We start from the raw sequence: 14255 nt of genomic DNA, 5'->3' as shown, positions 1-14255 counted from the left end.
TATGTCAGGAGTTTGTGCGGCGGAGCAGCAGGGCGGCGAACAGGTAGCCCGCCAGGGCGATTCCGGCACACCAGGCCAGGGCGGTCGGCGCGGAATCCCCCACCGGCATGTCCATGAGCAGCCCCCGCACCGTCTCGGTGATCGAGGTGACCGGCTGATGCTCGGCGAATCCGCGTAGCCAGCTCGGCAGCGTGTGCACCGGGACGAAGGCGCTGCTCACGTACGGCAGGAACATGAAGATGAACATGAAACCGTTGGCCGCCTCGGGATTTCCGACCAGCAGGCCGAGCGCCGCGGCCAGCCAGGACAGGGCGAGCACGAAGCAGGAGATCATGCCCGCCAGCGCGAGCCAGCGCAGCGGATCCGAGGTGGGACGGAAGCCGATGGCGACCGCGACCAGGATAACCAGGCCGGTGGTGAGCAGATTGCGCAGCACGCTCTCCACCACATGCCCGGTGAGCACCGCGGTCCGCGAGACGGCCATGGCCCGGAAGCGGTCGATGATGCCGGTGTGCATATCGGTGGCCACCGCGACCGCGGTGCTCCCGGAGCCGAAACCCGCGCACAGCAACAGGATTCCGGGCACCACGTAGTCGATGTAGGAGCCGCCCACATTCATCGCGCCGCCGAAGACGTAGACGAACATGAGCAGGATGGTCACCGGGATCGCGAAGGTCATGATCATGGTGTCCGGGCTGCGCAGGGTGTGGCGCAGATTGCGGCCGACCATGGAGACCGAGTCCTGGGCGGCATGGGTGAGAGTGCTCATCGCACAACCTCTTTCGCGGTGGCGCCGGTGAGGGCGAAGAAGACGTCGTCGAGATCCGGGGTGTGAATGGAGAGTTGGTCGATGGCCACGGCGTGGTCGTCGAAATGGTCGAGCAGTTTGCGGAGATCTCCGACGCTGCCGTCCGAGGGCACCCGCAGGGCCAGCTGTTCCGGGTCCACCTCGCCCATCGGCACCGCGCGGGCGGCGGCGGCCAGGCCGTCCTCCCCGGCGAAGCCGATCCGGATGTGACCGCCGGGCACCAGCCGCTTCAGCTCCTCGGCGCTGCCCTCGGCGACGATGCGGCCGCCGTCGAGAACCGCGATGCGGTCGGCCAATTGATCGGCCTCCTCCAGATACTGGGTGGTCAGGAAGATGGTGACGCCGTCGGCGACCAGCCCCCGGATCACCCGCCAGAGCTCGCGACGGCTGCGCGGATCCAGGCCGGTGGTGGGCTCGTCCAGGAACACGATGCGCGGTTGCCCCATCAGGCTCATGGCGATGTCCAGGCGACGGCGCATGCCGCCGGAGTAGGCGCCCGCCCGCTTGCCCGCGGCGTCGGTGAGCTCGAACTGCTCCAGCAATCGCGCTGTGCGCCTGCCGGTCTCCCGCGCACCGAGATGTAGTAGCCGCCCCATCAACCGGAGGTTCTCGGCCCCGGTCAGCACCTCGTCGACCGCGGCGAACTGGCCGGTGACGCCGATCAGGGCGCGCACCGCGTCCGGCTCCCGCACCGGATCGCGGCCGCCGACCCGGACCGCTCCCCCATCGGGCCGGTTCAGGGTGGTGAGGATGCGGACCATGGTGGTCTTGCCCGCGCCGTTCGGCCCGAGCAGGGAGAACACCGTGCCGGCGGGGACGGCGACATCGATGCCGCGCAGCACGGCCTGGTCGCCGAAGGATTTGGTGAGCCCGCCGACCTCGATGGCGAGGCCGGGTGTGGATGTGGTCATGGATTCCCCTGGATCGAACTGGCTGGTTCTAAACTGTTTATGCCATACACTCTGTTTATAGGCTACACAGTTTCGAGGATGGCGCAAGATAGAAACCGAACGACGACAGGAGGTCAGATGAAGCGGCCGGACGTGCGTGTCCTACCCAAGTCGGTGAAGCTGCTGTGGGATCTGGACAACGCGGGCAGTCGCGGACCCAAACGCGGGTTGAGCCTGGACCAGATCCTCGACACCGCGATTGCGATCGCCGACGCGGACGGCTACGGCGCGCTCTCGATGGCACGGGTCGCCAAGGAGCTCGGCTTCACCACCATGTCGCTCTACCGGTATGTCGACAGCAAGGACACGCTGGTCGAGCTGCTGTACGACCGCATCTTCGACATGCGCCCGGAGCTACCCGAGGGCGATTGGCGGGCGGCGCTGGAAGCCTGGGCCTGGGCCGAATTCCGCGCCATCCGCGCCCACGACTGGTGGCTCGACATCCCCACCACCTCTCCCCCACTAGGCCCCAACAATATGGCCTGGCTCGAGGCGGGCATGAATGCTCTGTCCAGCCTGGAGATTCCGGAGCCGCTCAGACTCCAACTGCTGCTGAATCTTTCGATCTACGTCATGGGCCGCACCCGGTTCCTGCGCGACACCATCCAGCAGGCCAAGGAGGACATCGACTACACCGGCATCCTCGCCGAGATCCTGGACCCCGAGAAGTTCCCCGCGGTCACCAGCGCCCTGTCCAATCGCGCCTTCGACGATGACGACATGCACTGGGAGGAAGCCGATTTCAGCTTCGCCTTGGCGCGGCTGCTGGATGGTTACCAGGTTTTCATCGATTCGCTCGGCGGGCGCTGATCAAACCTGCGTTAACACTGCGATAAACGACGCATGTCGCCTTGACCTGCGAGATCGTGTCGGGACACCCTGGAGGGGCAGCCACCGGAACGGACGCGACAATGGTCGGGGACCTCCTTCTCGCAACCTCGTGGCGTACGAAAGATCGTGCGGTGGTGTGTTTTTCACCGAGGAGTTGCCATGGCCGAAATATTGCGTTCCACTCTTGCGGCCGGTGCGATGGTCCTCATTCTCGGCGCGGCGACCGTGGCCTTCGTCTACGGCGCGGTGCCCGCGGATCCCGGCTCGGCCCGGCCGATCCCCGCCACCGTCGGGGCCGAGCGACCGGCGACGGCCAAGGCGCTCACCAGGATCGCGGCCACTGCGAACAGCGCGCAGACGCAGCCCACCAACCCGATCCAGCCGCCCGCCGCGTACGCGATCCCCGCGCCGCTGCCGATCACGGCGCTGCCCAGGTAGTACGCGAACATGTAGAGAGACGATGCGGCCCCGCGGTTTTCGGCGAGCGTGCCCACCCAGGCGCTGGCCACGGTGTGCGCACCGAAGAACCCGGTGGTGAACAGCAGGATGCCGATCAGCACCGTGCTCAGGTGGTCCGGGATGGTGACGAGCGCGCCGAGCACCATCAGCGACAGCGACGCGACCAGGATGCGATGGTGGCCGCGGCGATCGGCGAGCCGGCCCGCGTAGGCGGAGGCGACGGTGCCCGCGAGATAGAGCACGAACACCGAACCGGCCAGGGCCGCGGGCAATTCGAACGGGCGATGCGTGAGCCGGTAGCCCAGGTAGTTGTAGACCGAGACGAAGCTACCCATCAGCAGGAATGCCAGGCCGAACAGTGCCAGCAGCCCGCGATGCCGCAACTGCCGCCCGAGATCACCGAGCAGTGTGCCGAATCCTCCTGGACGCGCGGTGAATCCGCGCGACGGCGGCAGCGTCCGGGCGAACCACACCGTGCACGCCGCCGCGGCGACCGACACCGCCACCTCCGCCCACCGCCACGAGCTGACGCCCAGGGCGATCGACGGAATCAACCGACCCGCCAATCCGCCGATGGTCGTCCCCGCGATGTACACGCCCATGGCCGCGCCCAGTCCGGCCGCGCCGATCTCCTCGGCCAGGTACGCCATGGCCACCGCGGGCACTCCGGCCAGCGCGATCCCCTGCACCGCCCGCAGCGCCAGCAACACGTTCAGGCTGGGGACCAGCGGTAGCAGCAACCCCAGGGCCGAGGCCAGCACCGCCGATCCGATCATGACCCTGGTCCGCCCGATCCGCGCGGACAGCACACCCGCCGGAATGATCGCCAGCGCAAGGAAACCCGTGGTCAGCGAGACCGCCAGGGCGGCATGCGCGGGCGGCACATCGAAGGCGGCCGACAGGCTCGGCAGTAGCGACTGGGTGCTGTACATGGCGGCGAAGGTGGTCAGTCCGGCCGCGAAAAGGGCGGTGGTGACTCGCTTCTCGTGGGCGGCCCGCGGCCGATCGAGCGCGGCGAGCCCCTGAACGCTGGTCATCCGATCCTCCCGAGGCGGTCTCATGCTGTTGTGCGCATTCCAGAGTGCGATGCTGGCGTTTAGAACGGAAATGCATGATGATCTGGATGCTCATACTCTTGGGGCATAAAGTGAGGAGGCGGTGTGCTCGGCGCGGATCTGGAGTGGTTCACGACACTCGCCGAAACGGAGAATGTCAGCGTCGCCGCCGACCGGCTGCACCTGGCGCAGCCCACGCTCTCGCGCATGCTCGCCCGGTTGGAGCGCCGGCTCGGGGTGCCGCTGTTCGATCGGCACGGCAAGCGCATCCGGCTCAACGACTACGGGCGCCTCTACTACGAGCACGCCCGCCGCGCCCGCGCCGAACTGCACGCCGGTGAGCAGGCCGTCGCCGATCGGGTCAATCCGGCCAAGGGTGTGGTGCGGCTGTCGTTCCTGCACTCCTTCGGCAGCGGGCTCGCGCCGCAGCTGATCGGCGAATTCCGGCGCGGTTCCGGCCGTATCGATTTCACGCTGTACCAGGGCGCGGCCGAGGTGATCACCCGGCAGGTGCTCGACGGCGAGGCCGATCTGGCGCTGGTCTCACCGCGGCCCAGCGAGCCCGGCATCGGCTGGCACACGCTGTTGAATCAGCGTCTGGCGCTGGCGGTTCCGGCCGATCACCGGCTGGCCGGGCAGCGGCAGATCCGCCTGGCCGAGCTCGCCGAGACCGAATTCATTGCCATGCACCCGGGTTTCGGCATGCGCCGCATCTTCGACGAACTCTGTGCGGCGGCGGGGATCCGGCCGCGCATCGCGTTCGAATCCAGTGACCTGGTGACGGTCTGCGGACTGGTGGCGGCCGGGCTCGGGGTCGGGCTGGTGCCGGTGGAGGAATCCATGCCGCCGGGCATCGCGGTGGTGCCGCTGGCCGACGCGGGCGCGTCCCGCGATGTCGGCCTGATCTGGTCGGCGGCCGCCACACCGTCCGAGGCCGTGCGGCGCTTCCGGGATTTCGCGACCGAATGGGCAACCCGCCGTCATGCCTGGTGAGAGGGTTTCGCGCCCGCTGTTACGGTGGCTGAACGGTAACTGACTTGTAGCTTCGACCCGGGGAGCCCGTGCAGCAATATCGTCAGGTCATCGACACGTTCGCCGCGAGCGCCGCCGCAGCGGTCGCGTGCCTGGCGCTCATCGTGCCCGTCGACACCGGCTGCGGACCCGCGGAATCCTCGGCGCTGCAGATGACGCTGCTGACCATCACGGTGCCGCGCGCGACCGCCGCGGGCGCGGTCGTCGCCGTGCTCGCCGCGGTCTGCGTGAGCATGTTCGGCACCCGCGTGGCATGGGCCACCGCCACCGTCACCGCGCTGCTCCTGGCCGTGGACCACCTGCTGCTGACGGCGACGCCCGCGAGCCTGTCCACCGCCAACTTCGTCGACTCGCTGTCGGCGGGCGTGCTGCTCGGGGCGGCCGGGGCCGGGGCGCTCGAATATCGGCCTCCGGCAATCGGATACCTGTTCGGGGCGTTGACCGGGCTGGCGATCGGCGATCATCTCGAGTTCTCCGGAGGCGAGCACGGCGGGAGATCCTTGGTCGAACGAGCCTTCAACGATCTGCCGCCGACCTGGCTGACCATACCCACGGTGGCATTGCTGGCCATCTGCTGGCTGAGTCGGCGGCGGCCGATCGACGCCTATCCGACCACCCTGAATCTCCCGTTCGGGCCGGTGCTGGCCGCGGCCCTGGTGATCACCACCATCACCGTGGTGCCCGAACGGCTCGGCCATCCCGGCGCCGGACCACTCGCCATCGCGGCCGCCGTGCTCGCCACCCTCGCGGTCGCCGTCTTCGCGGCGCTACTGCTGCCGGGGCGCGACGGCACCCTCACCCTGCTGACGGTGGGGCTGGCGGGCACCGGCAGCGCCATCGCCGTTGGCGCCCAGGCGCATTGGAAACTCGCCCCGATGCTGCTCGCGATGAGCATCGGCCTGGCGGCGGGCCTGCTGCGCCCGGCCCCGCTCGCCGCGGCTGCGGGAGTGCTCGCGGCGGGAGTGTTCGCGGTGCTCGGTCCCGCTGCGCCGCAGGATGATTCGTGGCCGACGCTCATCGGCAGCTGTGCCGTCGCCGCGCTGGCCGGGTACAGCTTCGGCGCGGTCCGGACCCGCATCGCCGCGAGCACCGTGCTGCCGCTGGGGATCCTGCTGTTGCCGTCGGCCGTGCTCACCCTCGAAAACCACACCTGCGCAACCACAACGGCGCACAGCAGTGCTACGGACATCACCGAGAACCGTCCCGGCTGGACCGGCCTGGCCCTGGCCGTCGGCTGTCTGCTCGCGATTCTCGGACTGCGGCGGCTGCGGCCCGATCCGGCTACACGAGGACAGGCGACGGCTTCCTAGGAGAGTCGATACAGCCAGAGGCGCGGATCGGCGGGTTCGCCGGCGGCGGTCCAGCCATAGGAGTGGGCGATGCCGTCGGCGTGATATTTGTGCAGGTAGTCGCGTAGGTCGGTGCGCTGGGTGTGTCCGGAGACGATGCCGCGCAGGACGATTGCGGTCAGGTCGTAGGCCTCGACGGCGTACGTGGACGCGTCCTGCCCGGAACCCGACTTGTAATCGGCGAGGAAGGCGTCCGTCGCCGGACCGCACGAACAATCCACGATCGTGCCCGTCGCGGCGGCCCCGGCGGCGGTGCGGAAGGCCTGGTCGTACGCGCCGTCACCCAGTACGAAAGTCGCTGCGACACCGGCGCTTCGGAGCTTCTTCAGCAGGTTGGCGGCATCCTGTGAGTAGCCCGCGAAGAACACCGCGTCCGGGTTCGCCGCCGCCACCGTCTGAACAGCCGTACCGGGATCGCCGCCCCGATCGAAGCTGACCTGGCATTCCGGCAGCGCCGCCCGGCCCAGCCCCGCGATGATCGCCGGGGTCAGCTCGGCTTCGTAGCCGTCACCGTTGTCGCGCACCACGCAGACCCGGGAGAAGCCCGCGGTGGTCGCCAGATAGCGGCCCAGCGCCGGGCCCTGCACCTTGTCATTGGCCAGGCCGCGGAAGAAGCCGGACCAGCCCTGTTGCGTCAGAACCGGATTGGAGGCCAGCGGGGTCAGGAACGGCAGCCCGGCCTCGTCGAGGGTGTTGCCCGCGCCGATCACCTCCGGGGACAGCGCCGGGCCGATCACCGCCACGATGGATTTGTCCGCGGCGATCTGCTTGGCGGCCTGCGCCGCGGTCGCCTGATCGCCACCGGTGTCGAAGGGCAGCACCTTGACGGGGCACGCGCGATTCCCGCCCCGGAGGAACTGGGACAGAGCCAGATTCACGGCGGCGAGCACGTTCTTACCCAGGGCCACGGTGTCTCGATCGCCCGACAGAGGCACCGCGGCCGCGATGGACACCGCGGAGCACGGCAGCCTGCCGTCATTCGCGGGATCCTCCACCGAGATCGGTGCGGCGACGCGCCTGCCCTGTGCGTCGATCTGCAGGAACGGGGCGAAGCCGGACAGGATCGCGGCCTGCGCGCCGGTCTCGGCCACCGGCGGCGGGGGTGTGGGATCCGAACCGGAATGCCGTGTCGTCCAGATGATTCCGGCGGCCACCGCGAGCACCACCGCCAGCGTCCCGGCACCGGCGGCGATCCAGCGGCCGCGGCGGGGACCGGTGCGCGCCGACGTATCGAGCCGGTGCCGTGCGGTACTCGGCCCCTGCCCCGCAGCATTCGATCCCGGCCCCGCAGCGTTCGATCCCGGCCCCGCGGCGTTCGATCCCGGCCCCGCGGCGTTCGACCTCTGCCCCGCGCCATTCGGCCCCGCCGCCGCGGCATCGAGACCCGTGGCATTCGAACCGAGCAGTGACGTGTCCGCCTCCGTGAGGGCCTCGGGCAGGGTCGTGACCACCGCCGTGGCGCCGGCAGCGTTCTCGGCGGGGTGCAGCAGCCGCGTCGCATTCGCGGCCCCCGCGCTCGACGACGGCGGCAGCGTGGACTCGGCGACCTCCGACAAGGCCTGCGCCGCAGCCTCGGCGAAGGCCCGGCAGGATTCGAAGCGGGCGTCGGGCCGCTTGGCGAGCGCCCGCGCGACCACCGCGTCGAGGGCGGCGGGCAGTTCGGGGCGGCGATCGCTCAGCCTCGGCACCGGATGCTGCAGGTGGCCGGTGACGACCGCGGCGACCGTCTCCGCCTGGAACGGCGTCGATCCGGTGAGCAGCCGGAACAGCGTGCACGCCAGCGAATATTGGTCCGAGCGCTGATCGAGCGCGCTGCCCGACAGCTGTTCGGGCGAGGCGTAGGTGATGGTCGCGGCCAGCGTCCCGGTCCGCGTGATCTGCGCCGAATCATCGCGGAGTCGCCCGATTCCGAAGTCCGTCAACAGGATCCGCCGCTCCTGCCACATCGGCGGCTGGGTGAGCAGAATATTGGCGGGCTTCACGTCGCGGTGCACGACACCCATCGAGTGCGCGTAGTCGAGGGCCTTCGCGGTCTCGGCGATGATGTGCACCGCCTCGCGCGGCGGCAGCGTGTACGGATCCAGGGTCGAGGCGTCCCCGCCGTCCACGTACTGCATGGCGATCCACAGTCGCCCGTCCTCGACGCCGCGGTCGTGCACGGTCACGATATTCGGATGATCCAGCCGCGCGATCAGCTCGGCTTCCCGCTCGAAGCGGGCGCGAGTCTCCGCCTGCGAGGCCAACTCCCGGGCCAGCAGCTTGAGCGCCACCAATCGCGGCAGTCGCGGATGCCGGGCGAGAAATACCTCCCCCATCCCGCCCCCGCCGAGCTGCCGCTCGATCAGATATCCCGCGAATTCCTCGCCCGCACGCACCATTCGGCCCCTCGCACCACCAAAATCCCCCAAACCCTACCGTTTCCGGCCCCGGCCCCGCTCCCCCATCACGGGCGTCGAATCAAGATCAGGGAGCTCTCGGTGTCGAAATTTGTCCGAATTCGCGCGGTGAGAGCTCCCTGATCTTGTTGCACCGGGCGGCGGCGAGGGCGGGGCCGGGGGCGACTGTCGGCGGGCCGGCACTCGATGTGGCTCGGGGATGTCGGAATTGGGCGAATGTCCGGAATGGTGGCGGTCGGGAGGCGCGATTGCGACGGATTCGGGCGTATCTCCCCTGATCTGCTGGGAACATGCTTGTGACCCCGTAACCTGCTGTCCCACAACGCGAGAGTGCCTCCGACCAGTCAAGAGACCGGGCCGAGGGTGCCCTTACCGTCCCTGAAGTGCAGGTTTACAGTGCGTGTCCGAGCGTTGGTCTTGCGCGAACAGGCGGTAGCGTCTAAGAGGGACCGGTACGCACACGCGGCCGGGCGCGTCGTTCACGGCAGGTCGGTGGGCGGGGTAAGGGCAGGAACGTCGAAGGAGCAGCGGACGTGACGACTACCGGTGGTGCGGGCCAGCGGATCGAAACCGCCGCGCAAACGCTGTGGGAGGCACCCGATGTGGTGCACGACGCCAAGCAGGTCGGGCCGACCGGGCGTCCGCTGCGCGAGATTCCGGTGCCGCCCGAGCCCGATCACACCGCGCCCGCGCTGATCGTGGCCATGTGCAATCAGAAGGGCGGGGTCGGCAAGACCACCTCGACCATCAATCTCGGTGCGGCGCTGGCGGAGTACGGGCGCAAGGTGCTGCTGGTCGACCTGGATCCGCAGGGCGCGCTGTCGGCGGGACTCGGTGTGGCGCACCACGATCTGGACGTCACCGTGCACAACCTGCTGGTCGGGCCCGGCAAGGTGAATGTCGACGACGTGCTGATGAACACCAAGGTCGACGGGATGGATCTGCTGCCGTCCAATATCGACCTGTCGGCGGCGGAGATCCAGCTCGTCAACGAGGTCGGGCGCGAGCAGACGCTGGGCCGTGCGCTCGCGCCGCTGCGCAACCGCTACGACTACATCCTCATCGACTGCCAGCCGTCGCTGGGCCTGCTCACCGTGAACGCCCTGGCCTGCGCCGACGGCGTCATCATTCCGATGGAGTGCGAGTACTTCTCGCTGCGCGGACTCGCCCTGCTCAACGACACCGTGGAGAAGGTGCGGGACCGGCTGAATCCCGAGCTGGTGCTGTACGGCATCGTGGTCACCATGTTCGATGCCCGCCTATTGCATTCGCGTCAGGTCATGACGCGCGTGGTCGAGGTGTTCGGCGACCTCGTCTACGACACGGTGATCTCGCGGACCGTCCGCTTCCCCGACGCCAGCGTCGCCGGTGAGCCCATCACCACCTGGGCGCCCAAATCCGGTGGCGCCGAAGCCTATCGGGCCATGGCCCGGGAAGTCATCCAGCGGTCGGGCCGTTGAGCGATTCTCTCGACTCGGCGTCCGCGCACGACCCGGCGGACGCGGAATTCGACCTGCCCGGGGACGATTCGGCGTCCCCGGGCTCTCCCGTGTCTTCGGACGATTCAGACTTTTCGCTCCTGGCCGACATTGCCGCGGGCGGAGACGACTCCAGCGCGGGCGGAGCTGTCGACATCGCCGCGAGCGAGGGCCACGACAACGATGCTGGTGGGGACCACGGCACCGAGGAGACCGGTGCCGACGAGCACGACGGGTTCGGCGGTGAGGACCGCGCCGGTGCGGCGGGTGAGACTTCCGGCGCGTCGGCCGATTCCGCGATCGTGGCGGACATCGCCGGATCCGACGCACCCATGGCTGCGCTTGCGGCAGCGGATGATTCGGGCAAAGACGGCAAATTCCATCTGAACCTGGCCAACTTTCAGGGGCCGTTCGACCTGTTGTTGCAGCTGATCAGTTCGCGGCGGCTGGATGTCACCGAGATCGCGTTGCACAAGGTGACCGACGAGTTCATCGCCTATACCAAGGCGCTCACGGCGAGCCTGTCGGGCGAGCAGGGACTGCGGGCCGACAAGATTCTCGATCAGACCACCGAATTCCTGCTCATCGCGGCCACTCTGCTGGATTTGAAGGCGGCCCGGTTGCTGCCGTCGGGCGAGGTGTCCGACGAGGAGGACCTGGAACTGCTGGAGGCGCGCGACCTGCTGTTCGCGCGGCTGCTGCAGTATCGCGCGTTCAAGCAGGTGGCCGAACTGCTCGGCGAGCTGGAGGCGGCGGCGCTGCAACGGTATCCGCGCGCGGTCTCGCTGGAGGAGCGGTATCTGGAGCTGTTGCCGGAGGTTACGCTGGGGGTGGACGCCGCGGAATTCGCCGACGTCGCCGCCACCGTGTTCCGGCCGCGACCGAAACCGCGGGTCGGCCTGGATCACATCCACGCCCACGCGATCTCGATCGCCGAACAGGCCGCCCTGGTCCTGGAAAGGCTCAAGAGCGCCGGCGCCGGCGGCTGGACGACCTTCCACGACCTCTGCGCCGACTGCGAGCTTCCGATCCAGATCGTGGCCCGCTTCCTCGCCCTGCTCGAGCTCTACCGAGGCAAAACCATCGAGTTCGACCAGCCCGACCCCCTGGGCCCGCTGTCCATCAGCTGGATCGGCGAGCTCGAAGACCAACCCGCCCAACCAGTGACGATCGAAGAGGACTACGGGTGACCGAGGTGCAGAACTTGGGAGACGACGTGGAAGACCCCGCCGCCGCCAACCAGGCCGCGCCTCAACTCACCCCGGCCCAGCGCATCATCGCCGAAGCCGCCGCCGCGGCCAAAGCCGAAGCAGCCGGAACAGACGCCCCGGCGACGGCTCACACCGCCGCCCCGGATACCCCCGCAACCACCGACCTCGTCACCGAGATCGCGGGCTCCGCCGCCCCGGTCCCCGAGGCAGAGGCAACCGATCCCGGCACTGAATCCGGCTCGGCCCAGCCCGGATCCGGCGAAGCGGCACGGGACTCCGATGTGGCCGAGCTCGGCTCAGGCTCGGCGGACGACGCCGAAGGCGACGTGATCTCGGAGGCCGGGGCGGAGGCCACCGAGGTGGTGTCCGAGGTCACTGACGGTGTGGATGCGAGTGCCGAGTCGGCGGAGGCGCCCGGCGCGGCGGCGGAGGGCACTGTCGATTCGGAGGAGTTCGAGGACGAAGAGGAGCTTTCGGAGGAGGAGTTTCGGGCGGCGCTCGAGGCGATGTTGCTCGTGGTGGATGCGCCCGCGCCGGTCGAGCTGCTGGCGTCGGCGATGCGGGATCACCCGATGCGGGTCGAGACGGCGCTGCGGGAGATGTCGGCGGAGTTGACCGCGCGGCGGAGTGGGATGGATCTCAGGTACGTCGGGGATGGGTGGCGGTATTACACGCGGACTGAATTCGCGCCCTACGTGGAACGTATGCTGTTGGACGGCGCACGGTCGAAGCTCACACGCGCCGCTTTGGAAACCATGGCGGTGATCGCGTACCGTCAACCGGTTACCCGAGCACGCGTGAGTGCGGTGCGCGGCGTGAACGTGGATGGCGTGATCAGGACCCTGCTGGCGCGGGGGCTGATCGCGGAGGCCGGAGCGGACCCGGAGACCAACGGCACTCTGTACATCACCACCGAGCTGTTCCTGGAACGGATCGGACTTGCGTCACTGGCGGATCTGCCGCCGTTGGCTCCCCTGCTCCCGGGCGTCGATCTGATCGACGAGATCAACGAGAGCCTGGACACCGACCCCCGGTACACCAGGCTGAAGAAACCGGCCGAGGCCGATATCGACCTCGGTACCGATGATTGAAATAGGACAACGTGAATACACCCGCTCGCCGAGATGGCACACCGGATCGTAGAAAACGTGGCAGCGAACCGCCCAGGGGCGGTTCCCAGGCCGCCCGCGGCCGGACCGGAGACAACCGGTCCGCACGGGGCGGCGGCTCTTACGGCGGAGGCGGCTCCGCGAACCCCCGCGGCGGATCCCGCGGCGACTCGCCCTCCTGGGGCGGCAATTCCCGTGACTCGCGCGGCGGCTCCGGCTCTTATGACTCCCGCTCCGGCGGCTCCCGCGGCTCGTACGGCGAATCCCGCGGCGGTTCGGGCTACGGCGATTCCCGTGGCGGTTCCTCGCGCGGTGGCTCCTACGGCGACAATCGCGGCGGTGCTTCGCGTGGCGGCTACGGCGAGAACCGTGGCGGCGGCTCGCGTGGCGGTTACAGCGACTCTCGCGGTGGCTCGCGTGGCGAAAACCAGTGGGGCGGTGGCGGTTCGCGCGGCGGCGCGGCCCCGCGCGGCGGCTCCTCGTACGGAAACTCCGCGCGCGGCAATCAGTCTCGCGGCGACTGGGGTTCCGACTCCCGCGGCGCGGGACGCGGCGGCGACAGCCGTGGCGGCGCCTCGCGCACCGGATTCGGCGAGGGCCGTTCCGGTTTCGGCCAGGATCGCAATGCCTCGCGCGGCCGGATCGGCGGCGGCAGCCCGCTGGCCCCGCATACCTCGCCCAATACTCCCGCCAAGAAGAAGTCGGTCAAGCCGGTCAAGCAGGTCGTCGCACCGGTGCTGATCAGCAATGCCAAGCCCGCCCGGCACCAGCACGTGGACCTGGAGGAGCGCGGCCCGAAGAAGCTCCCCTGGGGCGAGGGCGAGCGTCTGCAGAAGGTCCTCGCCAAGGCGGGTGTGGCCTCGCGGCGCGCCGCCGAGGAGATGATCGACGCCGGTCGCATCGAGGTCGACGGCAAGATCGTCCGCGAGCAGGGCCTGCGCATCGATCCGCAGACCGCGGTCGTCCGCGTCGACGGCGTGCGCGTGGTGGTCCGCGACGAGCAGGTGTATCTGGCCCTGAACAAGCCCAAGGGCTGGCAGTCCACCATGTCCGACGAGATGGGCCGCCCGTGCGTCGGCGATATCGTCGCCGAGCGAATCGCGGCCGGACAGCGCCTGTTCCACGTCGGCCGTCTCGACGCCGACACCGAGGGCCTGCTGCTGCTCACCAATGACGGCGATCTGGCGCACCGGCTCATGCACCCGTCCTTCGAGGTGCAGAAGACCTACCTGGCCACGGTCAACGGCGAGGTCAAGAACCGCGAGATCGGCAAGCTGCTCAAGGACGGCGTCGAGCTCGAGGACGGTCCCGCCAAGGTGGATCGCTTCCAGGTGCTCGAGGTCGGCCAGGGCAAGTCGCTGGTGAAGGTGGTCCTGCACGAGGGCCGCAAGCACATCGTGCGCCGCCTGCTGGCCGAGGTCGGCCACCCGGTGACGGCGCTGGTGCGCACCCACATCGGACCGGTCGCACTGGGCGATCAGCGGCCGGGCACGCTGCGTGTGCTGGGCCGGGACGAAATCGGGAAGCTCTACGAGGCGGTGTCGTTGTGAACGGTGTGGGAAGTCTGATCGACGCGG

The 14255-nt window shown here is 69.2% G+C and carries 10 protein-coding genes and 1 pseudogene; 7 read left to right on the top strand and 4 right to left on the bottom strand.

The genetic code is table 11. The features are described from left to right. Positions 1 to 4 precede the first annotated feature (4 nt). Together ON43_RS08305 and ON43_RS08300 are read right to left on the bottom strand one after the other, a co-directional pair. Entirely contained in the window at positions 5 to 769 is a 765-nt protein-coding gene (locus ON43_RS08305) for an ABC transporter permease (protein ID WP_040805444.1), read from the bottom strand. Next, positions 766 to 1719 (bottom strand): daunorubicin resistance protein DrrA family ABC transporter ATP-binding protein, encoded by a 954-nt coding sequence (locus ON43_RS08300; RefSeq protein ID WP_040805442.1) that lies wholly within the window; start codon positions 1717 to 1719, stop codon positions 766 to 768. The genes ON43_RS08305 and ON43_RS08300 overlap by 4 nt, the downstream gene beginning before the upstream one ends. Positions 1720 to 1836: 117 nt before the next feature. Here ON43_RS08300 and ON43_RS08295 point away from each other — a divergent pair, with 117 nt between their 5' ends. After that, positions 1837 to 2568, top strand: a complete 732-nt coding sequence (locus ON43_RS08295) for a TetR/AcrR family transcriptional regulator (protein WP_040805441.1) — start codon at positions 1837 to 1839, stop codon at positions 2566 to 2568. 257 nt (positions 2569 to 2825) lie between these two features. Here ON43_RS08295 and ON43_RS08290 read toward each other — a convergent pair whose 3' ends face one another. Next, the gene (locus tag ON43_RS08290; protein WP_051178144.1) at positions 2826 to 4085 is read right to left on the bottom strand and encodes an MFS transporter; all 1260 of its coding nucleotides are present in this window, start codon (positions 4083 to 4085) and stop codon (positions 2826 to 2828) included. A gap of 123 nt (positions 4086 to 4208) precedes the next feature. Here ON43_RS08290 and ON43_RS08285 point away from each other — a divergent pair, with 123 nt between their 5' ends. Both ON43_RS08285 and ON43_RS08280 read left to right on the top strand, forming a co-directional pair. Next, complete coding sequence (locus tag ON43_RS08285) at positions 4209 to 5096, top strand: LysR family transcriptional regulator (RefSeq protein WP_040805440.1); 888 nt, start codon at positions 4209 to 4211, stop codon at positions 5094 to 5096. Between the two features lie 68 nt (positions 5097 to 5164). Further along, positions 5165 to 6445, top strand: coding sequence for a hypothetical protein (locus tag ON43_RS08280; RefSeq protein ID WP_040805439.1), 1281 nt, complete (start codon positions 5165 to 5167; stop codon positions 6443 to 6445). Here the strand turns inward: ON43_RS08280 and ON43_RS42265 are convergent. After that, positions 6442 to 8862, bottom strand: coding sequence for a bifunctional serine/threonine-protein kinase/ABC transporter substrate-binding protein (locus ON43_RS42265; RefSeq protein ID WP_051178143.1), 2421 nt, complete (start codon positions 8860 to 8862; stop codon positions 6442 to 6444). The two genes, ON43_RS08280 and ON43_RS42265, sit on opposite strands and share 4 nt — an antisense overlap. A 581-nt stretch (positions 8863 to 9443) precedes the next feature. On the opposite strand from ON43_RS42265, the gene ON43_RS08265 reads away from it, so the two are divergent. The 4 genes and pseudogenes from ON43_RS08265 to ON43_RS47335 form a co-directional block, all read left to right on the top strand. After that, a complete protein-coding gene (locus ON43_RS08265) occupies positions 9444 to 10340 on the top strand; it encodes a ParA family protein (protein ID WP_040805565.1) in 897 nt (298 codons plus the stop codon). Between the two features lie 350 nt (positions 10341 to 10690). After that, entirely contained in the window at positions 10691 to 11548 is an 858-nt protein-coding gene (locus ON43_RS08260; RefSeq protein ID WP_051178165.1) for a segregation and condensation protein A, read from the top strand. Between the two features lie 350 nt (positions 11549 to 11898). Next, positions 11899 to 12660 (top strand): SMC-Scp complex subunit ScpB, encoded by a 762-nt coding sequence (gene scpB, locus ON43_RS08255; protein ID WP_373283416.1) that lies wholly within the window; start codon positions 11899 to 11901, stop codon positions 12658 to 12660. A gap of 698 nt (positions 12661 to 13358) precedes the next feature. Next, positions 13359 to 14228 (top strand): annotated as a pseudogene (locus tag ON43_RS47335) (pseudouridine synthase); the annotation flags it as partial. Between the last annotated feature and the right edge of the window lie 27 nt (positions 14229 to 14255).

Source organism: Nocardia concava NBRC 100430 (assembly GCF_000308815.1).
Taxonomy (GTDB): Bacteria; Actinomycetota; Actinomycetes; order Mycobacteriales; family Mycobacteriaceae; genus Nocardia; species Nocardia concava.
Note: the sequence above shows the minus strand (reverse complement) of the source record. Positions and strands in the feature narration are given on the sequence as shown.

Excerpts from the sequence above, each read along its gene's own strand:
- ON43_RS08305 (WP_040805444.1), bottom strand. The coding sequence starts at position 769 with ATGAGCACTCTCACCCATGCCGCCCAGGACTCGGTCTCCATGGTCGGC.
- ON43_RS08300 (WP_040805442.1), bottom strand. The coding sequence starts at position 1,719 with ATGACCACATCCACACCCGGCCTCGCCATCGAGGTCGGCGGGCTCACC.
- ON43_RS08295 (WP_040805441.1), top strand. The coding sequence starts at position 1,837 with ATGAAGCGGCCGGACGTGCGTGTCCTACCCAAGTCGGTGAAGCTGCTG.
- ON43_RS08290 (WP_051178144.1), bottom strand. The coding sequence starts at position 4,085 with ATGACCAGCGTTCAGGGGCTCGCCGCGCTCGATCGGCCGCGGGCCGCC.
- ON43_RS42265 (WP_051178143.1), bottom strand. The coding sequence starts at position 8,862 with ATGGTGCGTGCGGGCGAGGAATTCGCGGGATATCTGATCGAGCGGCAG.
- ON43_RS08260 (WP_051178165.1), top strand. The coding sequence starts at position 10,691 with ATGGCTGCGCTTGCGGCAGCGGATGATTCGGGCAAAGACGGCAAATTC.